This is a genomic window from Neisseria sp. HMSC070H10 (genome assembly GCF_001837635.1).
Classification (GTDB): Bacteria; Pseudomonadota; Gammaproteobacteria; order Burkholderiales; family Neisseriaceae; genus Neisseria; species Neisseria subflava_A.
Map to the genome: position 1 here is coordinate 151,268 of NZ_KV833364.1, position 23,244 is coordinate 174,511.

Annotated in this window: 18 protein-coding genes; 7 read left to right on the forward strand and 11 right to left on the reverse strand. The window is 48.8% G+C overall.

The window, feature by feature from the left end; translation table 11 throughout:
• The 8 genes from HMPREF2606_RS03735 to carA all read right to left on the reverse strand — a co-directional run bounded on the left by HMPREF2606_RS03735 (position 1) and on the right by carA (position 10,657).
• Positions 1-1,242 carry a type II secretion system F family protein gene (locus tag HMPREF2606_RS03735; RefSeq protein ID WP_070843323.1) on the reverse strand — a complete coding sequence of 414 codons (1,242 nt, stop codon included), beginning with the start codon at positions 1,240-1,242 and terminating at the stop codon, positions 1-3.
• Positions 1,243-1,320: 78 nt separating this feature from the next.
• Positions 1,321-3,000 (reverse strand): type IV-A pilus assembly ATPase PilB, encoded by a 1,680-nt coding sequence (gene pilB, locus HMPREF2606_RS03740; RefSeq protein WP_070824176.1) that lies wholly within the window; start codon positions 2,998-3,000, stop codon positions 1,321-1,323.
• 392 nt (positions 3,001-3,392) lie between these two features.
• Entirely contained in the window at positions 3,393-4,454 is a 1,062-nt protein-coding gene (locus HMPREF2606_RS03745) for a DNA polymerase beta superfamily protein (RefSeq protein ID WP_070843324.1), read from the reverse strand.
• A gap of 14 nt (positions 4,455-4,468) precedes the next feature.
• Positions 4,469-5,227 carry a nucleotidyltransferase domain-containing protein gene (locus tag HMPREF2606_RS03750; protein WP_070843325.1) on the reverse strand — a complete coding sequence of 253 codons (759 nt, stop codon included), beginning with the start codon at positions 5,225-5,227 and terminating at the stop codon, positions 4,469-4,471.
• A gap of 91 nt (positions 5,228-5,318) precedes the next feature.
• The gene (gene carB / locus HMPREF2606_RS03755; protein WP_070843326.1) at positions 5,319-8,534 is read right to left on the reverse strand and encodes a carbamoyl-phosphate synthase large subunit; all 3,216 of its coding nucleotides are present in this window, start codon (positions 8,532-8,534) and stop codon (positions 5,319-5,321) included.
• A 169-nt stretch (positions 8,535-8,703) separates the two neighbouring features.
• Entirely contained in the window at positions 8,704-9,030 is a 327-nt protein-coding gene (locus tag HMPREF2606_RS10910) for a hypothetical protein (protein ID WP_141744529.1), read from the reverse strand.
• A gap of 102 nt (positions 9,031-9,132) precedes the next feature.
• Positions 9,133-9,390 carry a SemiSWEET family transporter gene (locus tag HMPREF2606_RS03760; protein ID WP_049331825.1) on the reverse strand — a complete coding sequence of 86 codons (258 nt, stop codon included), beginning with the start codon at positions 9,388-9,390 and terminating at the stop codon, positions 9,133-9,135.
• Positions 9,391-9,526: 136 nt separating this feature from the next.
• The gene (gene carA / locus HMPREF2606_RS03765) at positions 9,527-10,657 is read right to left on the reverse strand and encodes a glutamine-hydrolyzing carbamoyl-phosphate synthase small subunit (protein ID WP_070843327.1); all 1,131 of its coding nucleotides are present in this window, start codon (positions 10,655-10,657) and stop codon (positions 9,527-9,529) included.
• Positions 10,658-11,138: 481 nt separating this feature from the next.
• Here carA and pilC point away from each other — a divergent pair, with 481 nt between their 5' ends.
• Positions 11,139-14,714, forward strand: a complete 3,576-nt coding sequence (gene pilC, locus HMPREF2606_RS03770) for a PilC family type IV pilus tip adhesin (protein WP_070712128.1) — start codon at positions 11,139-11,141, stop codon at positions 14,712-14,714.
• Positions 14,715-14,991: 277 nt separating this feature from the next.
• Here pilC and HMPREF2606_RS03775 read toward each other — a convergent pair whose 3' ends face one another.
• The 3 genes from HMPREF2606_RS03775 to tal form a co-directional block, all read right to left on the reverse strand.
• Positions 14,992-15,726: a LytR/AlgR family response regulator transcription factor gene (locus tag HMPREF2606_RS03775; protein WP_070459495.1), complete on the reverse strand. Its 735-nt coding sequence runs from the start codon at positions 15,724-15,726 to the stop codon at positions 14,992-14,994.
• A gap of 238 nt (positions 15,727-15,964) precedes the next feature.
• Complete coding sequence (gene gluQRS, locus HMPREF2606_RS03780; RefSeq protein ID WP_070712129.1) at positions 15,965-16,852, reverse strand: tRNA glutamyl-Q(34) synthetase GluQRS; 888 nt, start codon at positions 16,850-16,852, stop codon at positions 15,965-15,967.
• A 152-nt stretch (positions 16,853-17,004) separates the two neighbouring features.
• On the reverse strand, positions 17,005-18,060 hold the full coding sequence (gene tal, locus HMPREF2606_RS03785) for a transaldolase (RefSeq protein ID WP_070712130.1): 1,056 nt from the start codon (positions 18,058-18,060) through the stop codon (positions 17,005-17,007).
• A 134-nt stretch (positions 18,061-18,194) separates the two neighbouring features.
• Between tal and HMPREF2606_RS03790 the strand changes: the two genes are divergently transcribed.
• The 6 genes from HMPREF2606_RS03790 to rpoN all read left to right on the forward strand — a co-directional run bounded on the left by HMPREF2606_RS03790 (position 18,195) and on the right by rpoN (position 23,208).
• Positions 18,195-19,169: a KpsF/GutQ family sugar-phosphate isomerase gene (locus HMPREF2606_RS03790; protein ID WP_070459486.1), complete on the forward strand. Its 975-nt coding sequence runs from the start codon at positions 18,195-18,197 to the stop codon at positions 19,167-19,169.
• A gap of 66 nt (positions 19,170-19,235) precedes the next feature.
• Positions 19,236-19,772 carry a KdsC family phosphatase gene (locus tag HMPREF2606_RS03795; protein WP_003686818.1) on the forward strand — a complete coding sequence of 179 codons (537 nt, stop codon included), beginning with the start codon at positions 19,236-19,238 and terminating at the stop codon, positions 19,770-19,772.
• Positions 19,769-20,350, forward strand: a complete 582-nt coding sequence (lptC, locus tag HMPREF2606_RS03800; protein WP_070712131.1) for an LPS export ABC transporter periplasmic protein LptC — start codon at positions 19,769-19,771, stop codon at positions 20,348-20,350. The genes HMPREF2606_RS03795 and lptC overlap by 4 nt, the downstream gene beginning before the upstream one ends.
• The gene (gene lptA / locus HMPREF2606_RS03805; RefSeq protein WP_070712132.1) at positions 20,331-20,861 is read left to right on the forward strand and encodes a lipopolysaccharide transport periplasmic protein LptA; all 531 of its coding nucleotides are present in this window, start codon (positions 20,331-20,333) and stop codon (positions 20,859-20,861) included. The genes lptC and lptA overlap by 20 nt, the downstream gene beginning before the upstream one ends.
• Positions 20,862-20,931: 70 nt before the next feature.
• Positions 20,932-21,666 (forward strand): LPS export ABC transporter ATP-binding protein, encoded by a 735-nt coding sequence (gene lptB / locus HMPREF2606_RS03810; protein ID WP_063069323.1) that lies wholly within the window; start codon positions 20,932-20,934, stop codon positions 21,664-21,666.
• 186 nt (positions 21,667-21,852) lie between these two features.
• A complete protein-coding gene (gene rpoN, locus HMPREF2606_RS03815) occupies positions 21,853-23,208 on the forward strand; it encodes an RNA polymerase factor sigma-54 (protein WP_070712133.1) in 1,356 nt (451 codons plus the stop codon).
• The last annotated feature ends 36 nt before the right edge of the window (positions 23,209-23,244 follow it).

Below are 23,244 nucleotides of genomic sequence, written 5' to 3' on the forward strand. Positions count from 1 at the left end.
TCAACCTACGACATTACCCAAGTTAAACAGCGGCAGATACATGGCAATCAGTAAAATACCGATGAGCGAACCCAATACCACCATGATGATAGGTTCCATCAAGGCAGATAAGCGGGAGACGGAGTTGTCTACTTCATCTTCGTAGAATTCGGCTGCTTTGTTCAGCATATCATCCAAGGAGCCAGACTCTTCGCCGATGGCCGCCATTTGGATTACCATATTGGGGAACATATCCGTGCTTTGCATACTGGATGTCAGCGACAGACCTTGTGTTACCTTGGCACGGATGTCTTGAGTGGCTTCTTCATAGAGAATATTGCCGGATGCGCCTGCAACTGAATCTAATACTTCCACCAAAGGAACGCCGGCTGCGAAGAGGGTGGAAGTCGTACGCGCCCAACGGGCAATGGTCGCTTTTCGGACAATGGTACCGAAGATAGGCAACCTCAAAATCAGAGCATCGATTCGTTTTTGGAAGGTAGGCGATTTTTCATGGAGTTTGTACAGGCCGAAGGCGGAAGCAATCAAAAGGATGATCATAATCCAGCCGTAATCGACAAATAAATCAGACAAGTTCATGACGAGTTGGGTAAGGCCTGGCAGCTCTGCACCCATATTGGCATAAACTTCTTTAAAGGCTGGCAGCACAAACATCATCATGATGAAGATAAGCGCAATCGCCACCACGATAATGGCAATCGGGTAGGTCAGCGCGGTTTTAACTTTTTTCTTAATGGCTTGGGTTTTTTCTTTATAAACAGCCAGTTTGTCCAATAGGCTTTCCAGTACGCCGCCGGACTCGCCTGCGCTGACCAGATTGCAATAGAAACGGTCGAAATATTTTGGATATTTGGAGAACGATTTACCCAATGCGCTACCTTGTTCGACATCGGAGCGAACCTGCATCAGCATTTCGGTCATGCTCGGATTGGAGTGGCCGCGCGCAACGATTTCAAAAGCCTGCATCAGCGGCAAGCCTGCCTTCATCATTGTTGCCAGTTGGCGGGTGAACACTGTAATGTCTTCTTGGGTAATACGGCGTTTGCGTGCGGTTTTGACTTTGCTGATACGTAAAGGACGAATGCCTCTGCGTTGGAGTTTTTTGCGTGCTTCTTCTTCGTCTTTGGCAACTACTTCACCACGAACAAGACGTTCGGTCTCGGTATTTTTTCCTTCAAATGTAAAACGCTTGCCTTTGCTTCTTGAGCCGAACAGACTTCTTTTTTGCTCTGCTTGAGCCATGAGTTATCCCTTGTTAGTAAGAAATAAAGCGGACTGTTTCCCCGTGCCGCTTTATTTTAATTTTGAAAATATGGCAGTTTAGTCATTGGTATGAGCAGTCACTTCTTCCAACGAGGTCAGGCCTTGCATGACTTTCATGAGGCCGGCTCGACGTAAGTCTACCATGCCTTCCTGATAGGCCATGTTCATGATATCAACTTCTGTACCGTTGTTCATAATGACTTTTTGCATTTCATCGCTGACCGGCATGACTTCATAAATACCGACGCGGCCTTTAAAGCCTTTGCCACGGCAGCTGTCGCAACCAACCGGGCGGTAGAGTTTCCAATCTTGAGCCAAGTCCGCATCGGTAAAGCCGGCTTTTTTCAATGCCGGAACCGGAGGGCGTTCAACTTCGCGTTTGCAGTTTGGACACAGTCTGCGCAACAGCCTTTGCGCCATAATCAGGCTGACCGAGCTGGCGATATTGAAAGGCGCTACGCCCATGTTCAAAAGGCGGGACAGCGTGGCCGGTGCATTATTGGTATGCAGGGTCGAGAAAACCATGTGGCCGGTTTGGGCGGCTTTAATGGCGATGTCGGCGGTTTCCAAGTCACGAATCTCACCGACCATAATAATATCAGGATCTTGACGTAAGAAGGATCGGAGTGCAGCGGCAAACGTCAGACCTTGTTTCTCATTGACGTTGACTTGGTTGACGCCCGGCAGGTTAATCTCGGCCGGATCTTCTGCCGTCGAAATGTTCACATCTTCCGTGTTCAAAATACTCAGGCAGGTATAGAGCGAAACGGTTTTGCCCGAACCTGTCGGACCGGTAACCAACACCATGCCGTAAGGGCGGTTGATGGCCTCAAGCAGCATTTCTTTTTGGAAAGGCTCTAAACCGAGCTGGTCGATATTGAGCGATGTACCATCGGAATTTAGGATACGCATCACCACTTTTTCGCCAAACAATGTCGGCAAAGTGCTGACACGGAAGTCAATCGGACGGCCGTGTTTATGGAAGGCAATTTGAATTCTGCCGTCTTGCGGAATACGTTTTTCGGAAATATCCAAACGCGCCATCACTTTGATGCGCGATGCCAACTGGCCGCGCACGGCGACAGGCGGCTGTACGACTTCACGCAATTGCCCGTCCACACGGAAACGAACGCGCGCCATTTGCTCGTAGAATTCAAAGTGGATGTCCGATGCGCCCGCGTTCAGGGCATCGGATAAGGTTTTGTGGATGAAACGGGGGATAGGGCCGTCTTCAGCCTCTTCATTATCGATATAAAGCGATTGAGATTGCTGCGTTGCTTCATGTTCGTCGTTGATTTCTTTCAGAATGGTGGTCGAGCGTTGACCCAGCCATTCCAGCAATGAGCTGAGCTGGTCGTCTGGAACTACGACCAAGTCGACACTTAAACCTGAAGCAAAAGCGATTTTTTGAAAGTTTTGGATTTGGGTTGGATCGGATACGGCGAAATAAACCTTGCGTCCGCGTTTGAAAATCGGAATGCAACGGTTTTGCACCATTTGCTCTTCCGTCAGAATGTCGCTGACTACATTATTGCGCGGGTAGTAGCGCAAATCCAAAAGGGGATAACTGAATACGCGCGCGACTAACTCTCCCAATGCTTTAGGGGAGATGATGCCGTCTGAAAACAGGTTGGGCAGGATTTCTTTGCCCGATTGTAAAAGGCTGTTGTAATGTTCCGCTTGTTGATTTGAGATGGTCTGGCTTTGAACCAAAACACGCAATAATCCGACACTCATTTTATTTTCCGTTTCTTGTGCAGTTTTCCCTTTAATTTAGAGGAAAGCCGTATTATTTTATCATTATTATGATTAAAGCATATGTTTAATTATGCAAATCTGCTTAAGTTGCAAAGACATGCTTCTGCTTTAATTGTATTTTTATTTCAGACGGCCATTATAAAGCAAGGAGAATAGGCGTTAAACTCGATATTTTTAGATTATGATGAAAAAACAACAATTTTGTCGTATGAATCCAATCAATAACGAAATTATATTTCATGTTGCTATTGCTTGTTTGGAGATGGCAGAAAAGGTTGTTTTGATGGATAGACGGTTGGAATTTGAAATATGAAAAGGCCGTCTGAAAAGCGGAAACACATAATTTCAGACGGCCTCTGTTTTTGATTTTTTTATCCGTAAATCTTGGTTCGGATTTCGACAAGGGCATTGATTGCCAAAGTGCTGTTTACAGCTTCCGGCAGATCGGACTGGGCGAACAAATTTTCTACTTCGTTAATCAAGGTTTCTGCACGCGCCAACAGTTCATCGTAAGGAAAAGAGCCGCGCTTGATGGCCAGCAATTCGTCACGATTAGGACGGCGTGGACGGATTTCGCCATGAAGGGCAATATCGCGCGCGGTTTCAAGCAGGCGGAAAGTGTGCATCATATTTTTTGCATCGTAACCGTGACTGTGCGCCTGCGTGCCTTGATAGCGTGTTTCGTTGCGTTCTGCCAGCCATTGTTGATAAGAGGCATATTCGCGGCAGTAACTGCTGTATCCGTCTTGGTTGAAGGATAGATGGGCAAGCGGTGCTTCGCCTTCTGGAATGGTGCTGAGTGAAAGCGTTGAGGCTTCGGGTTTGGGGGCAATACCATGGTAGCCAAGTGTGCCGTCGGCATCGTAAAACAGCGCATAAAGTTCTCGGGCGTGGGCTATTTTGATTAAGCCTACACGCCTTTGCTCCATTCTGCGTTGTGCAAGCCAGTACTGTAACGGTACGGTTTGCCTGCCTGCTATGATGTGGCAGAAATCAAGGATGCTTTTCTTTTCAGACGGCATCGGATTGCTGATTTTTTTATTCAATCCCCGTGCTTTTTTGATTTGTCCGTAGGCATAACCTGCAAAACTTTGCTGGCAGGTTTTGGAGATAAACCATTCGGTTTTAAACGCATCCATCAATGGCGAACGGTATCGCACACAGTCGGAAGGGGAAGCCAGCAGCTCCAGCGTGTTTGGATTACTTTGCAACAGCAATTCGATAAACCGTCCCAGTTCGTAATACACAATATCGTTGGTTTCATTGCTGATTTGTTGGATGTATTCCATGCCGTAAAACATGGATTTAGGCAGGTAAAACACGCCTTTGATGTCGGTATCGGACTCGGGCGTTGCCAAACCGTAGGCGCGGCTGCCGGACACGGCTTCAAGCAGAATCAGGTTTTGCGTATGCAAGTCTTCGAGGGTCAGCATATCCAGACGGCCTTTTACGGATAAATGGTTGCCAAGGTGGAGCGGAACAATTCGTTCAAAGGCCCGCTATCGGCAGGTTCGGCAGCAGGGGCAGACAAGGCAGAAACTTCGTTATATAGGTCAACAGTCAGCTTTTGCAGCTCTGGCGATAATGTGTGCAGATAACTTTCGTCTTGTCCTGCTTTTAATGCGACTAGATCAGTAATTTGGGTAGCACAATCTGTCTGCCACTCATTCATCAACTCAACCAAAGTCATTGGCGGAATACCGCCTTGTTTCACTGCCCAGCGTGCCGCCAATAAAGGGCGTAAGACGTAAAACCATTTCTTCAATTTAATCGGCTGCGCCAAATCCATGGCTTTCAAAGCATTGCCGGCGATACCGCGATAATGGTACAACAACGCAGCGGTTTGGACGTATTGGGGCGCAAGTTCGTTCAGACGGCCTATGAATGCCTCATCTTGTGTATAAACAATCGGCGAACGCAACCATTCCAGCAATACGGCATTGCTTTTTCTCAACAGGCGCAAAGCCTTGCGGATGTCCCAGCCGCCTACGTCAAACCATTGGTTTTCAATAAATTCAAACGTATCTTTTGCTTCATCAATTTGCAGATAATGTTCCTGCGGACGGATATAAATGGCGCGAACATCATAATCGCTGTCGGGCGAAGCAAAGCCCCATGCGCGGCTTCCACTCTCCGCCGCCAGCAGAAAATGCAGTGGTTCGGCAAGTGAAATTTGAGTTAGTTTTTCTTGAATAGTTTGTTTCATTACGTTTTCCTTCTTTTTGCAGAAAGGCCGTCTGAAACTGAGCAATCAGGTTTCAGACGGCCTTTTAACTATTTAAATCCGATAGGATTGATTAGGCTTTGTTTTTCAGACGGCCATGCAATTCCTGTACGCTGTACACGCCCAAGTGTTCGCGGCTTTTTGCGCCTTCGCTCATGGCTTCGCCGCCTGCGATGGTGGTGTATTGAGGTACGCGTTGGGTGAGGGAGGTGCGGCGGATACTGTGGCTGTCGGTAACAGATTGTACTGTGCTGCCGACGGTGTTGACCACCAGGGCGATTTCGCCGTTTTTAATGGCGTCCACGATGTGTGGGCGGCCTTCCTGAACTTTGTTGACCGCTTGCACGATGATGCCGTGTTCTTTCAAGTATTCGGCGGTACCGCGTGTGGCGCAGACACCGTAGCCGAGTGCTTGGAAGTTTTGTGCGGTTTTGACGATGAGCGGTTTGTCTTCGTCGCGTACGGCGAGGAACACTTTGCCGGTTGTGCTCAAGCGTTCGCCTGCGCCGAGTTGGGCTTTGAAGTAGGCTTCGCCGAAGCTTGCGCCTACGCCCATGACTTCGCCGGTAGAGCGCATTTCAGGGCCGAGAATGGTGTCCACACCCGGGAATTTGATGAATGGGAACACGGCTTCTTTAACGGCGTAGAAGTCTGGGATGACTTCTTTTTCTACGCCTTGCTCTTTCAGCGAAATGCCTGCCATCACGCGTGCGCCGACTTTGGCGAGCGGTACGCCGGTGGCTTTGGATACGAACGGTACGGTACGGCTGGCGCGTGGGTTCACTTCCAGTACGAAGACCACGCCGTCTTGTACGGCAAACTGTACGTTCATCAAGCCGACCACGCCCAGTGCGTATGCCATGGCTTTGGTTTGACGGCGGATTTCGTCTTGAATTTCTTCGTCCAATGAGTATGGAGGCAACGAACAGCCGGAGTCGCCGGAGTGGATACCTGCTTGTTCGACGTGTTGCATGATGCCGCCGATAACGACATCTTGGCCGTCTGAAACGCAGTCTACGTCCACTTCGATGGCGTTGTTCAAGAAGAAGTCGAGCAATACAGGGCTGTCTTCGGAAACTTGTACGGCTTCGCGCATGTATTTTTGCAACTCTTCGGTAGAGTGAACAATCTGCATGGCGCGGCCGCCGAGGACGTAAGAAGGACGGACAACCAACGGATAACCGATTTCTTCGGCCTTAACGAGCGCTTCTTCTTCGTTGTGGGCGATGCGGTTAGGCGGTTGACGCAGACCTAAGTCGTTCAATACTTTTTGGAAGCGTTCGCGGTCTTCGGCGGCGTCGATGCTGTCGGCAGATGTACCAATGATGTTCACGCCGTTTTCAACCAGCGCGTTGGCGAGTTTGAGCGGGGTTTGACCGCCGTAATGCACAATCACACCCCATGGGTTTTCGGTGCGGACGATTTCCAATACGTCTTCCAATGTCAGCGGCTCGAAGTACAGGCGGTCGCTGGTGTCGAAGTCGGTGGATACGGTTTCGGGGTTGCAGTTGACCATGATGGTTTCAAAACCGGATTCGCGCAGGGCGAGTGCAGCATGAACGCAGCAGTAGTCAAATTCGATACCTTGGCCGATACGGTTCGGACCGCCGCCGAGAATCATCACTTTTTTACGGTCGGAAGGACGGGATTCGCATTCTTCCTCGTAAGTGGAGTAGAGGTAGGCGGTTTCGGTGGCAAACTCGGCGGCACAAGTGTCGACGCGTTTGTAAACCGGATGCAGGTTCAGTGCGTAGCGGTGTTCGCGGACTTCTTTTTCGCTTACGTTCAACAATTGTGCCAAACGTTTGTCAGAGAAGCCTTTGCGTTTCAGACGGCGTAAAGCGGCGTAATCCAAATCTTGCAACTGGCCGTCTGAAACCGATTTTTCTTCTTTCACCAAGTCTTCGATTTGCGCCAAGAACCAAGGATCGATGGCGCAGATTTCGTGGATTTCTTCCAGCGTGAAGCCTGCGCGGAACGCATCGGCTACAAACAGCATACGCTCAGGGCCCGGGTTGGCCAGTTCGCGGCGTATTTCCGCTTTGTCTTCGCTGCGCGGATTGAAGCCGCACAAGCCTGTTTCCAAACCGCGCAAGGCTTTTTGGAAGCTTTCTTGAATGGTACGGCCTATTGCCATCACTTCGCCCACAGATTTCATTTGCGTGGTCAGGCGGTCGTCTGCGGCAGGGAATTTTTCAAACGCAAAACGCGGGATTTTGGTCACGACATAGTCGATGGAAGGCTCGAACGACGCAGGGGTGCGACCGCCGGTAATGTCGTTGCGCAACTCGTCCAGCGTAAAGCCGACAGCCAGTTTGGCCGCTACTTTGGCAATCGGGAAGCCCGTTGCTTTAGATGCCAACGCAGAAGAACGGCTCACACGCGGGTTCATCTCAATGACAATCATCTCGCCGTTTTCAGGGTTCACCGCAAACTGAACGTTTGAGCCGCCCGTGTCCACGCCGATTTCGCGCAATACTGCCAACGAAGCATTACGCATGATTTGATATTCTTTGTCGGTCAATGTTTGTGCAGGTGCAACAGTGATGGAGTCGCCGGTATGCACGCCCATCGGGTCGAAGTTTTCAATCGAGCAAATAATGATGCAGTTGTCGTTTTTATCGCGTACAACTTCCATTTCGTACTCTTTCCAGCCGAGAACGGATTGCTCAATCAGCAACTCATGAGTAGGCGACGCATCGAAACCGCGTTCGCAAATCGCCAAAAACTCATCTTTGTTGTAGGCAATGCCGCCGCCTGAACCACCCATCGTGAAAGACGGACGAATCAGGGTAGGGAAGCCGACCTGTTCCTGCGCTGCCAAAGCTTCGTTCATGGTGTGGCAGACAAAGGATTTCGGGCAGGAGAGGCCGATTTTCTCCATCGCCTCCTTAAAGCGGCCGCGGTCTTCTGCCTTGTCGATCGCGTCTTCCGTCGCGCCAATCAGCTCGACATTGTATTTCGCCAGCACGCCGTTGCGCGCCAAATCCAGCGCACAGTTCAGCGCAGTTTGGCCGCCCATGGTAGGCAGAATCGCATCAGGACGCTCTTTGGCGATAATCTTCTCCACCGTCTGCCACATAATCGGCTCGATGTAGGTAACATCCGCCATTTCAGGGTCGGTCATAATCGTGGCAGGGTTGGAGTTTACCAAAATGACTTTATAGCCTTCTTCACGCAAGGCTTTGCAGGCCTGTGCGCCCGAATAGTCAAATTCGCAGGCCTGACCGATAACGATAGGGCCGGCGCCGATGATAAGGATGGATTTTAGGTCGGTACGTTTAGGCATGGGTGGGTCTTTCTTAATTTAGTAACTTGATTTGTTTCTGTGTATCTGAGAAACAATGAATTTATCAAACAAATGTGTATTGGGTATTATCCAATATAAAATTTATTAAACTCTTTGATTAAAATAAGATTTTATAATTAGGTTTATCTATACCTTAGATTAATTAATGTCATTGATCTTCTGTATGAAATTGCAGCTCTGCTAGTAGGGCTAGCTTGTCTAGATAGGATTGCATATTTTCTTTTGAACTAGTGGGAATACTTCCATCATTGTATAAGTAAATATTTGAAGTGTCGTTGCTTTTTTTGTAAGAAAGTTTTTCCGCTAATTTTGGAGTTAAATTTTTGATTTTTACAAAAATTGGTAGTTGGTTATAGTCTTTTCGTTGTGTAAAGCCAATTGGCGCATACTCTCTATTTAATACTACATAACTTCCGTCTTCTTGTTTTTCTAAGCAATATGGTAAATGAACAGAACGAAAATCATATAATGGCATTTAATTCTCCAAGTAGCTGTGGAGTAGGTTGAGCTAAAACTTAATGAAATTTTTTTCGTTATTTAACGAACAGTAGGTTTAATAACTCAACCTCCCAAAGGATTAAAAACTAGTGACAAATGTAATCAAACCCAAAATGATGCCCGGGGCATTTGCCAGCATGACGGGGTAGTCGCGTTTTTCTTTCAAAAAGCCGTAGGCAACCCATAATGTGCAGTTGATGGCGGCAACGAGGGGTTGCAACGGCGAGCCGGGGTTGCCGGCAAGGTTGTTTTGGATTTGTGGGATATAGGAAACGTACATACCGACGGCGGTCAGGGTGGCGACGACGGAAAGAATGCGCATTTGCTTTTCTGTCATGGTTTTTCCTTTCTGATTTGAGGGCTGAGTTTCAGACAGTATAGATGTTGAGAGGATGTCTGAATTTATATTTTTGAAGTTTGGTTTTCAGACGGCCTGTTGTTGAGTTGAGTGTGGCCGTCTGAAAAAATCAGCTTTATTGTTTTGCTGCTTTGATATTGTCAATGAATTTGTCGAACAGATAACCGACATCTTGCGGACCCGGGCTGGCTTCGGGGTGGCCTTGGAAGCAGAATACAGGTTTGTCTGTCAGTTCGATGCCTTGCAAAGTGTTGTCAAACAAGGATTTGTGGGTAATGCGTGCGTTGGCAGGCAGGGTGTCGGCATCGACGGCGAAACCGTGGTTTTGGCTGGTGATAACGACTTTGCCGCTGTCCAAATCTTGTACAGGGTGGTTGGCACCGTGATGGCTGAAGCGCATTTTCAGGGTTTTCGCACCGATGGCGAGGCTGATCAGCTGGTGTCCCAAACAAATGCCGAAAATCGGTTTGCCGCTTTCCATCAGTTTTTGTACGGCTTTGATGGCGTAGTCGCAAGGCTCGGGGTCGCCGGGGCCGTTGGACAGGAATACGCCGTCAGGATTGAGTGCCAACACGTCTTCCGCGCTGGTTTGGGCGGGAACAACGGTCAGGCGGCAGCCGCGTGAGGCGAGCATGCGCAGGATGTTGGTTTTGACGCCGAAATCGTAGGCGACGACGTGGTAAGGCTGTTCGGAAGGGGTAACGAAACCTTTGCCCAATTCCCATTCGCCTTCGGTCCATTCGTAAGTTTCTGTGCAGGAAACTTCTTTTGCCAAGTCTTTGCCGACCATGCTGCCGAATGCGGCAATCAGTTCTTGTGCTTTTTCAATGGTGGCATCTGCACCGGTCAAGATTGCACCGCCTTGTGAACCTTTTTCACGCAACAGGGTGGTCAGGCGGCGGGTATCGATGTCGGCGATGGCGACAGTTTTGTTGCGTACCAAATAGTCGTGCAGGCTTTCGGATGCGCGGAAGTTGCTGTGCAAGAGCGGTAGGTCGCGGATAATCAAACCGGCGGCGTAAACGCTGCGGCTTTCTTCATCTTCGGCGTTGGTGCCGGTGTTGCCGATGTGTGGATAGGTGAGGGTAACGATTTGTTTGCAGTAGGAAGGGTCGGTCAGGATTTCCTGATAGCCGGTCATGGAAGTGTTGAACACGACTTCGCCGGAAGTCGAACCTTCGTAACCGATTGATGTGCCGTGAAATACGCTGCCGTCAGCGAGAACGAGAAGAGCCGGAGTGGTCATGATGGAATCCTGTTTGCCTGATGATGGTCGGTTCGAAAAAATGGGTCAGGCCGTCTGAAAAATAAAAATTGTTTACAAAAAAGACAGCCTTCGGAAATCTCGGCTAAAAAAAAACACGCTCCGCAGCTTTGATTTTGCTGTGTAACGTGCTTTTTCAGACATAGCGGTCTATGCCGTAGAAGCAGTGTATTTTAAGTCAAAGTAATAGGAATTTCAAGCGTAGAGCCAATAATCGATAATTTAAAAACGTTTTATCTTTACGGTACAGTCCCTTGCTTTTGGAATGCCTGATGAATAAGGTTGAACTAAATATTCAGTCAGGCCGTCTTAAAACTGAGCAGGCGGATTGTTTCATTTTTGTTGTGCTTGAAATGCGCGCTTAGGGAAATTCAGCCGAATCAAACATGAAACAGGCTGTTTATGCTAAAATCGTAGCCCCATAAAAAATAAAAACAACGTCATTTTTAACTGAGATTATCCGATGAAAAAAGAACACATTATGCAAAACGCTCCATCAGGCCGCCATCGCCTCATTCATGCAAGCATCGCTTCCGCTTTAGCCCTCATTAGCTTTTCCGTTCAGGCAAATACCCAGCAATCTAAAGAAAAGAATGGTTTTGCCGAAATTCCGTTTTACCTGAAAAACGTAAACGAGCCTATTGGCCAGCCCAAAGTCAAGCATAATATTATGTTTTTGATTGATGATTCGGGCAGTATGTTGGCTGATGCCAAGGGTGAATATCGTGTAGATGATAAGAATAGAAAAATCAATATTGCAAAATCGGCATTAAAGCAGGTTTTGGAGCGGTATAAAGATCAGTTTAACTGGGGCTTGCAGACTTTACATAATAATCCTCGGTATTGGAAATGGGATGAGGAAAAAAGGAAAAAGGATAATGCTCTTTACGCATATGTAAAACTGTCTAAACCCGACGATACCAAAGGCGATATGAAGGATACTGAAGGCTTTACGGATGGTTCTGCCGATCGGAACTGGGAATATGTCAGTAAGAAGGTAGATGAGATGTTGGCTTACCAAGCTACGCCGACAACGCGCCGTTATTATGAAGTCGTCAAAAATTTTGTTATACCGAATATCAAATACCGCTGTCAGAAATCTTATGTTGTCGTGGTTTCTGATGGCGATGCCAATATGAGTTGTAGCAATCAGGCCTCTGGAGAAAATCCAAGTAATTCTGACAATACTAATTTCAATTATGACCGAAAATATTATTATTCAAACTATTACCGTGCTATTGATCGTAGCTCGGATGAGGTCTATGAATATTTCGGGCCGTCTGAAGTAAAAGCTTATGAAAAAAAACATGGGGAAGGCAAATATTTTTCAGGAAACGGCCTTGAAGGATATTTTGATCTGCCAAATTATGATCCGAGATTGAATACTCTTGAAGGGGAGAAAAAGTTTCAATGCCAATATACTGATTATGCAAAAGATGATTCAGGGGATTGGGTGCTTTTAGGTGAAAAAGATGGTAAACGAGAAGTCAAAGGCATTGGCGAAATTATTGTTCCTTATTGGGATAGGAACTATGAGGATGAAAAACGCGGTATGCGTTTCTTTAGCCAGACTTTGGCAGAAAAAGATATTAAACCTGCGATTAAGTCAGAAAATCGTCTAGATGCTGCGATTAAGCCAGAGGATCGTCGAGATGCTGCAGGCAAGAGCTGGGATGGTGATCCAAGCGATCCTAAGGGCGTAGATTATAGCAAGCAATTGGTTCAGACTTTTACCGTGGGCTTTGGTGAGGGAATCTCTAAAGTCGGGAGAGATTATCTGGAAAAGGGTGCCAGTCGCCCAGACTGGTATTTTAATGCCGCAAAACCTGAAAAGTTGCTTGAGGCCTTTAAAACCATTATCGACAATATTGAAACTGACAGCAAAATAATGAAATTTGAAGGGGCAGCTTCAACTGCGCCGGTGACGACCAGTACAGGTATTCCCAATATGGCTGCAACGGTTCATTTGAATACCGGCTCTTGGAGCAGTCAGTTGCGGTTTTATAAATTAAACCGCAATGGTACGCCTATCAATACGACAGAGTTTGACCAGCCATCATTTAATAACCGCCTCACTTTGGTTAATGATGGCAGGAAAACCTATTTCATCGATAGCGTTGCAGATAATGAGGCTGAAAATTCTGATTTTGGCATTTCAGACGGCAGTGCAGAAGATAAGTTGGAATGGAAAAATGCATTGCTGAAATGGACTGGCCGAGTAGGTACTGATGAAGCCATTAAAGCGGATGCAGGAGCAAAAGATTATAGCCAGTCTTATCGTGTCCGTCCGACTGACCCTAATGATCCAAATAAAGATGAACGTAATTTGGGCGATATTTTAGACGGTTCGGTTGCAGCTATTGGGAATAAGGATAAAGGCCGTCAAGAGTTTTTGGTCGCCGCTGCCAATGATGGCATGGTACATATTTTCCGTCGTAATGATACGTCAAGCAATCCTTATGACCTGAAACTCAGCTATATCCCGGCAAGCATGGAGCGCGAGGACGAGAAAGGTCAAGCGACAACTTTGGGTAAAGTCCTGAAGGATATTGCTCGTGAGGGCTATGGTTCCACAAAAGGACAACCACACCGCTATATGGTCAATGGTGGTTTTGTTCTCCGTCAAACGCCTGATAAGAAGCAAACCTTTATGTTTGGTGCGATGGGTCAGGGTGGACGCGGTGCGTATGCGTTGAATATTGGTGCAGTGGCTGACAGTGTTCGTAGTAGTAGTTGGAATACGACTGTACCTTTGTTTGAAACTGCAAAAGGCACTGGCAATAAGCTGGGTTATACCATTGGTTCGACACAAATCGGCCGTGTTTCCATCAAGCGCGATACTACTCCGGTTAATCTGGAATCGAATGTGCGTTATGCGGGCTTTTTGGCCAGCGGTTATCGTACTGAAGACGTGAATAGTGAGGATAATGACACGGCTTTATATGTCTATGATATGACAGGGAAAGAGGCAGGGACGAAAAATACTGGCACTAATGTTTCTTTTTCTAAAGAAGCCGGCAAGCTCTTGCGCAGAATTCCTGTTCACAATGGCAAAGGGGGCCTCTCTACCCCCACTTTGGTAGACACCGATTTTGACGGTATTGTCGATATTGCTTATGCAGGTGACCGTTACGGTAATATGTTCCGCTTCGACTTGAGTGGTGAAACACCGTCTGAATGGTCGGCACAAATGATTTTCCAAGGCTCGGGTAATCAACCGATTACGTCTGCGCCTGCGGTCTCCCGTCGCGGTAAAGACAAGTATGTCGTTATTTTTGGTACGGGTAGCGAGATTTATCAGAATGAACTAGAAGGTACCAACGGACAAATCAATGCCGTTTATGGTATTTACGACGATGTGTCTACTGATGAATCTAAAAAAGCGGTTTTGGCAAACAGCAGTGAGTTGGAACAGCAAACCAGAGAAAGTGACGGCGAACACATTTATGTCAGCAATAATAAGGTTGGTGAAGGCAAAAAAGGCTGGAGTCTGACTTTAGGTCCGAATGAACGTGTGACTGTCAAACCGACGATGATTTTGCGTACAGCTGTTCTGACCATCCGTAAGTATGAAACCAAAACAATTCATCCCGATTCTTCCGGTACCGATGTTTGTTTGCCGGACAGTAAGTCCGAACAAACGACTGCGAAAACGATTATTCTGGGCGTAAATGCCGAAAACGGCGGACGTTTAGGCTTGCGTGATGCGCGTATCTCCAGTAAGGATAAGGATCGCACATTTTTCAAACGTGAAAATAATGGTCAGATTTATTACGCCAACGGTATGACTTTTGATGGCGTTATCAATTTTACTTATCTGAATTCCAGCAAAGCCGACGATTCTCCGGTAACTGCCGATGGCGATAGCGGCGGCACGGGTACGGATAAGGAGCTGAACGCTACGCCGAGCGTGCCAAACAATAAATGTTTCGCAACCAAGGGTGATCGCAGTCTCTTGTCTAACCAACTGGTCAGCCTGAAAGTAGAAGGCCGTACATGCGGACTCAAACGCATCAGCTGGCGTGAATTGTTCTTTTAATTGGTAAGGCTTAAGCATCGAGGCCGTCTGAATTTTTTCAGACGGCCTTTTCTGTTGAGTAGTAGTAATTCAAAAATGTTGGATTGGTGGATAGAAAAGCTTGTTTGAGGGCAAAACAAGCTTTGATCAAATTGAAAGCTTGGATAGAGCTAAACGACAGATTTGGACTATTCTTTTTTTAAATTTCTACCATTTGGCTGATAAGTTAAAAGGCCGTCTGAAAAGTATCTTTTCAGACGGCCTTTGATTTAAAGAGAACGAGTCAAGGAGCGCATTGTTAGATGCTGTTTTTAATGATTTTCCGCAGGGTGGAGAGTTGCCGGCGGCTGACGGGCAACGGGGTCGGAATATCGAGAATTTTAGCGCTCCACGTGGATGCGGATTCATCGTTTTCGTCATCGTCCAGTCGAATCAGACTGTCTAGGGTGTGGCGGAAGACGAGGGCATTGCGGTGGATGCGGATGACTTTATCGCCCAGCAATTCTTCCCAGTAAACCAATGTTTTCGGTAATTCGTAGCTTTGGCCGTCACCGGTAAACAGATAGACGGTTTTGTGTTCCGCCATCAGGTAGCGCGCCTGTTGCCATGGGATTTCAACCATGCGTTCGCGGTTGTACACTTTGAAATGGGTGAAACTGTCTGCTTTTTCGCGGTTTTTCTCGATGATGCGGTCAAGCGCGGTTTGCAGGCGGGTCATTTTGATTGGTTTGAGCAGATAGTCTGCGGCAGCCAGCTCAAACGCGCGCAGGGCGTGTTCTTCGTAGGCTGTGGTGAATACAATTTCCGGCTGGCGTTTGGCGGTACGCTTAATGCGTTCGACAAACTCGAGACCGTCGATTTCCGGCATGCCGATGTCGGCAAAGACGATGTCGACTTCGTGGACGCTCAGCCACTCCAATGCTGGCATGGCATGGTGAAAGACGTTGAGCAGTACGACATTGCACTCTTCCAATAATACACGTAAGCGTTCTGCTGCTAATACTTCGTCTTCTACAATAATGGCACTTGGCATAGCGGTATTCTTTTTGTTGTATCGTGGGAGAACTGCCGCGCTTTATCGTCCTTAATAACGCGTCAGCCGTATGTTGTTGTAAGCTTGAAATTATCAGTTTGTGACAATTTTAGGAAATTTTTAAAATATACATGATTTTTCGCTTCTTGGGCATGGTTTGGGATGAATCGGAAGATTACTTACATAATTTTATGAAATATTGTAATACCTAGAGTAATTTTGTTGTAATCATGCTAATTCAGTCCGTGATAATGGACGATTTTGGGATTTTGTCCATTTGCCAGTGCACCACCGCCCAATCGAGCAATTCTTGAGGACGGTTCACTGTAGGTGCATCGGGTAGGTTGAGGTAGGTTAGGACTTGGCGGAGAAGCTGTTCTTTTTGATTCAAATCCAAAGCCGGAGCAAGGGTTTGTTTCGACCATTTTTGCCCTTGGTTGTTGGTCAGTAGGGGAAGGTGGGCGTAGGCCGGGGTGGGAACGCCTAGGCATTGTTGCAGATAGATTTGGCGCGGCGTGGAAACGAGCAAGTCCTGACCGCGGACAATATGGGTTATTCCTTGATCGGCATCGTCGGCAACCACTGCAAGCTGATATGCCCAATAGCCGTCGGCACGAAGCAGGACAAAATCGCCGATGTCGTGTACCAGATTTTGTGCGTAATATCCGACAATGCCGTCTGAAAAACCGATTACGCGATCGGGAACTTGAATGCGCCATGCCGGAGTTTTGTTTTGCGTGTCGGGTCTTTGCTGAGGATTGCGGCAACGGCCGTTATATACAAATCCGTCTGCGCCATGTGTTGCCGCCGCCTGCCAGTCTTTTCGGCTGCAATAGCAGGGATACACCAGCCCGGCCGCTTTGAGGCGGTCGAGGGTGTCTTGATACAGGTCGTAACGGCGGCTTTGATAGGCGACTTCGCCATCCCACTCAAAACCGAAAGCTTCGAGCGTGCGCAAAATATCGGCAGCGGCGCCGGGCATTTCGCGCGGTGGGTCAAGGTCTTCAATGCGGACCAGCCATTTGCCCTGATGAGCGCGCGCGTCGGCATAGGAGGCGACGGCAGTCAGTAGGGAGCCGACATGAAGCAGGCCGGTAGGGCTGGGGGCGAAACGTCCTATATACATGGCAGGGTGGTTTTGTAGGGCAGGGGCAGTATGCCTGCACGGTATTCAAATCGTGATAGAAAAGGGCGTGCCGTACACGCCCGAATTTGGGTTTCAGACGGCCTGAGACTTTTCAAAATGATTTAAGTTTCTCGGCCGTCCGTTCAATCCGCTTAAGCCAAGGGAGCAAGCAGTTTGGCGAAAGCGTCTTCAAATTGTTTCAAACCGTCTTCCTGCAAACGCGTTGCCAAAGTTTCGACATCAATGCCGAGTTTGGCGGTTTCGGCAAGCTGCGCTTGGGCTTCGTCCACACCTTCGGTCAAAGTGGCTTTAGCGGTACCGTGGTCGATAAAGGCTTTGAGTGTGGCATCGGGAACGGTGTTGACGGTATGGGCGCCAATCAGGCTGTCAACGTACAAAGTGTCAGGATAGGCAGGGTTTTTCACGCCGGTAGATGCCCACAGAAGTTGGACGCGGTTGGCACCTTTTTCTGCAAGTGCGGCAAATTCGCTGCTGCCGAAGTATTGCGCCCAATCTTGATAAGCGGCTTTGGCCAGCGCAATGGCGACTTTGCCTTTGAGGTGGTCGGGCAGGGTAGCGTCCAACGCGGCATCGACACGGGAAATAAAGAAGCTGGCGACAACTTGGATATGGGAAACGTCATGCCCTGCCTCCAAACGTTTGGCAATGCCGCGCGCGTAGGCCGCATAGGCTTTAAGGGTTTGGGTGCGGGAGAAAAGCAGGGTCAGGTTGACGCTGATGCCGTCTGAAACAAGGGTTTCGAGTGCTTCGATGCCTTTGTCGGTTGCCGGTACTTTAATCATGGCATTTTTGCGGCCGATGGCGGCGTGCAGACGGCGCGCTTCTTCAACCGTGCCTTGTGCGTCTTTGGACAACTCAGGCGAAACTTCGAGGCTGACGAATCCTGTTTTGCCGCCGGTAGATTCGTGTTCGGCAAGACATACGTCGCAGGCGGCTTGTACGTCGGCAACCGCCATGGTTTCGTAGCGTTGTTTCGGGGTCAGGTCTTGTTGTTTGAGCGCGGCTACTTCATCGGAGTACAGGGCATCTCCGGCAAAGGCTTTTTGGAAAATGGCAGGATTGGAAGTTACGCCACACACACCTTGTTTCAGCATTTCTGCCAATTCGCCGCTTTGTACCAGCGAACGGGAGAGATTGTCCAACCAGATTTGTTGTCCTAATGCTTTAACGTCCGATAAAATAGTCATCTCTGATTCCTTTTACATAATAGGTTTGTTTGTGAAGTGGCGGTAATGCTACGCCGATTCGATGAATTTGAACAGTTTACAGCCGATTAATTTGGGCAAAACAAACCTAAATTCAAGCACGAAAGGTGGCTTTGATGGCGGAAAACACACTTTATCTCGACTGGGCGCGCGATGTATTGGATACGGAAGCCGAAGGTTTGCGTGAAATTGCGGCGGCTTTGAACCATGATTTTGTCCGTGCGGCAGAAGCGTTGTTGCACTGCAAGGGCAGGGTCGTCATTACAGGCATGGGCAAGTCCGGACACATCGGCCGCAAAATGGCGGCAACCATGGCTTCGACAGGCACGCCTGCGTTTTTCGTCCATCCTGCCGAAGCGGCGCACGGCGATTTGGGCATGATTGTGGACCACGATGTCGTGGTTGCCATTTCCAATTCCGGTGAAAGCGATGAAATTGCGGCGATTATTCCGGCGTTGAAACGCAAAAACATCACGCTGATCTGCATTACAGCCCATCCGACTTCGACCATGGCGCGCCATGCCGATATCCATATTACCGCGGCAGTTTCCAAAGAAGCTTGTCCGCTCGGCCTTGCACCGACTTCCAGTACGACCGCCGTGATGGCGTTGGGGGATGCGCTGGCAGTGGTATTGCTGCAGGCGCGTGCGTTTACGCCGGACGATTTTGCTTTAAGCCATCCGGCCGGCAGCTTGGGTAAGCGCCTGTTGCTGCGCGTGGCGGATATCATGCACAAAGACGAAGCCCTGCCTGCCGTTTTGTTGGGTACGCCGTTGAAAGAAGCCATTGTCCGCATGAGTGAAAAAGGCTTGGGCATGTTGGCGGTAACCGATGCCGAAGGCCGTCTGAAAGGCGTATTTACCGATGGCGATTTGCGCCGTCTGTTTCAAGAACGCGACAGCTTTGCCGGTTTGAAAGTGGACGACATCATGCACGCCTCTCCGAAAACCATCTCTGCCGATCGTCTCGCCACCGAAGCTTTGAAAGCTATGCAAAGCGGCCATGTGAACGGTTTGCTGGTGGTCGAAGAAAACGGCGTACTGATTGGCGCACTGAACATGCACGATTTATTGATGGCACGAATTGTCTGAAACGACGGCAAAAACGTTTTCAGACGGCCTTATGCTAGAATAGGCCGTCTGAAATAAGGAAACCTTATGCAAAACCTCTCTTCCGACCTGCAACAACGCGCTTTAGGTATCAAACTGCTGATACTGGATGTGGACGGCGTTTTGACCGACGGCCGCATTTTTATCCGCGACAATGGCGAAGAAATCAAATCGTTCCACACTTTGGACGGACACGGTTTGAAAATGCTTCAGGCCAGCGGCGTGCAAACAGCGATTATTACCGGCCGCGATGCGCCTTCCGTCGGTATCCGCGTGAAGCAGCTCGGTATCAACTATTACTTCAAAGGCATTCACGACAAACGTGCCGCCTACGCCCAATTACGCGAACAGGCCGGTGTGGAGGAGCATGAGTGCGCCTTTGTCGGCGACGATGTTGTCGATTTGCCCGTGATGGTGCGTTGCGGATTGGCGGTCGCCGTCCCCGAAGCGCATTGGTTTACTTTGCAATATGCCCATTATGTAACCCGACGATCCGGCGGCGCAGGCGCGGTGCGTGAAGTGTGCGATTTGATTATGCAGGCGCAAGGTACGCTTGAACCTGCTTTGAAAGAGTATGTACGATGAAAATCAGATGGCGTTACGGAATCGCCTTTCCGCTGGTGTTGGCCGTTTCACTTGGCGCACTGGCGGCGTGGCTCGGCCGCATCAGCGAAGTGCAAGTCGAAGAAGTCGTCCTCAATCCGAATGAGCCGCAATATTCGATGAAAGGCATCAACGGCAAACGTTTTGACCAAGAAGGCCGTCTGAAAGAAAACCTGAGCGCAGTTGATGCCGTCCAATATCCGAATAGCGCGGATGTGCATTTGTACAAACCGCATCTTTCGTTTTACCGCGACGGCAGCCTGTTGTACGAAGTCGGCAGCGACAAGGCTGCGTACAATATTCAAAACAAAAAAGTCGTTTTTGAACAAAATGTCGTCTTAAACAAAGCGGCAGATGCCAAGCGTTTGGCCGGCATCGTCAAAACTGAACGTTTGAATGTCGATACCGAAGCGCAATACGCCCATACCGACAGCCCCGTTACTTTCCAATACGGACAGTCCGGCGGTCAGGCAAACGGCATGACTTATGACCACAAAACCGGTTTGCTGAATTTCCCTTCCAAAGTGAAAGCCACAATTTATGATACAAAAAATTTGTAAAACCTTAGCCCTTGTTGCCGTTTTTGCCACCAGCCCGGCCTTTGCCCTGCAAAGCGACAGCAAGCAGCCGATTCAAATCGAAGCCGACCAAGGCTCGCTTGACCAAAACAACCAAAGCACCACCTTTTCCGGCAACGTCATCATCAAACAAGGCACGCTCAATATCCGTGCCGGCAGCGTAACCGTTTCACGCAACGACAAAAGCGAGCAGTTGATGAAAGCCACCGGTTCGCCCGTCAAATTCAGCCAAGAGTTGGACGGCGGCAAAGGCGTGGTCAACGGCCAAGCCAATACTGTAACGTATTCTTCCGCAGCCAGTCTGGTTACCCTGTCCGGCAATGCCAAAGTACAGCGCGGCGGTGATGTGGCCGAAGGTGCGGTCATCACTTACAACACCAAAACCGAGGTTTACACCATCAACGGCAGCGCCAAATCCGGTGTGAAATCCGCCGCCAAATCCGGCCGCGTCAGCGTTGTCATCCAGCCGTCCAGCACGCAGAAAAACAAATAAGAAAACACACAAAAAGGCCGTCTGAAAAAGGTTCAGACGGCCTGAGGTCAATATCGAAAGTCAACAGAATATGAGCGCAAACAACAGCCGTCTTGTGGTTCAAAACCTGCAAAAAAGTTTCAAAAAACGCCAAGTCGTCAAAAGCTTCTCCCTTGAAATCGAAAGCGGCGAAGTCATCGGCCTGCTCGGCCCCAACGGCGCGGGTAAGACCACCAGTTTTTACATGATTGTCGGCTTGATTGCCGCCGATGCAGGCAGCGTGATGTTGGACGGACAAGAGTTGCGCCACCTGCCCATTCACGAACGCGCCCGCCTCGGCGTCGGCTATCTGCCGCAGGAAGCCTCGATTTTCCGCAAAATGACCGTGGAACAAAATATCCGCGCCATTTTGGAAATCAGCATAAAGGACAAAAGCCGCATCGATGCCGAACTGGAAAAACTGTTGGCAGATTTGAATATCGAGCGCCTGCGCAACAACCCTGCGCCATCTTTGTCCGGTGGCGAACGCCGCCGTGTCGAAATCGCACGCGTGCTGGCCATGCAGCCGCGTTTCATTTTGTTGGACGAACCTTTTGCCGGCGTTGACCCGATTGCCGTCATCGATATTCAGAAAATCATTGAGTTCCTCAAATCACGCGGTATCGGCGTATTGATTACCGACCACAACGTGCGCGAAACCCTCAGCATCTGCGACCGGGCATACATTATCAGCGACGGTACGGTATTGGCTTCAGGCAAGCCGGATGATTTGGTCAACAATGAACAAGTCCGTTCGGTTTACTTGGGTGAAAATTTCAAATATTGAATGCATATTTGACGGCAATCGTAAAACCGGTTTCACATGAGGCTCTCATTTCAATTGAGGGTATCTGTAAATATTGAAATAATTACTAAGAATACAAATATAATACCTATAACCTAGTTTTTCAGACGGCCCTCCGTACAAAGGCCGTCTGAAAAACTATCTATACACTTCGAAAAAAAAAACACTATGTCTTCACTCGTCCTTAAACTCAAACAGACCCAGCAGCTCAACCAGCGGCTGCAGCAGTCTTTGCGCATCTTGCAGATGTCGGGTCTTGAGCTTGAGCGCGAAGTGGAAGACTGGTTGTTGGACAATCCTCTGCTTGAGCGTCCGGAAACTGATGAGTTTGCCGATAGCGGGCTCAACCGTGCGGTAACCATGCCGCGCGCAGGTCAGCAGTTGAGTGGCGACGATGCCGAAGATATTTGGAGCAACATCGCCGAAGAAGAGGATTTCAAACACTATCTGCATGCCCAAGTGTGCGAGCATCCGCTCTCGCAAGTGGAAGCGGCCTATGTTCACGTTTTGATTGATTTTTTGGATGAACAAGGCTACCTCACTGACAGCCTCGAAGAAATCATCGACCACACGCCGTTGGATTGGATGTTAGACGAAGAAGCCCTGCAAAATGCGCTGGATGTATTGCAAACCTTTGAGCCGCCCGGCGTAGCGGCTGCCGATTTGACCGAGTCGCTCATGCTGCAATTAATGCGTTTGCCGGCTTCTCCGGCTAGACAAATGGCCGCGCATTTGGTGCAAAGTTCGCTTCAAGAGTTAGGCAAAAACCGCAAACAAAACGTTCTGCGTTTCCGCAAACTCTATCCCGATACCGACAGCGAAACCATAGAAGCCGCGCTCGATATGATTGCCGAGCTCAATCCCTATCCGGCCTACGGTTTCGCCTCTGCCACGCCTACGCCTTATATTCAGCCTGACGTTTGGGTCAAAGAGGGCAAGGACGGCTGGGAAGTCATCAGCAATGAGGCGGCTTGGCCGAAGCTGCAGCTGAATCAGGAGTATTGCGACCTGATGAAATCAGCGGAAGAGGGCGCACCGGAGTGGAAGGAAAAAATCAACGAAGCCAAACAGCGCATTGATTCTTTGGAGCTGCGTAAAAGCACTGTCCTCCGCCTTGCCGAGTATATCGTCAAAAATCAGGAAGATTTTTTCATCTTCGGAGAAATTGGACTGTCGCCCATGCTGATGAAAGATGCCGCCGCCGAATTGGGTTTGGCGGAAAGTACCATTTCGCGCGCTGCCAACCAGAAATATTTGTCTTGCCCGCGCGGCCTGTTTGCGTTACGCTATTTCTTCACACAGGCAGTCAATGCCGACGATGACGGCGAAGGGTTCAGCCAAGGCGCAATCAAAGCCGTATTGAGCCAGTTGATTGAAAGTGAAGACAGCAGCAAACCCTATTCGGACGAGACCCTCGTTAAATTATTAAAACAACGCGGCATTGAAATCGCCAGACGTACAGTTGCTAAATATAGAGAATCATTAGACATACCACCGGCACACAAACGAAAATTTACCGAGTAGATATATTCCGATCCGTTTTGACGGACTAATCAACCG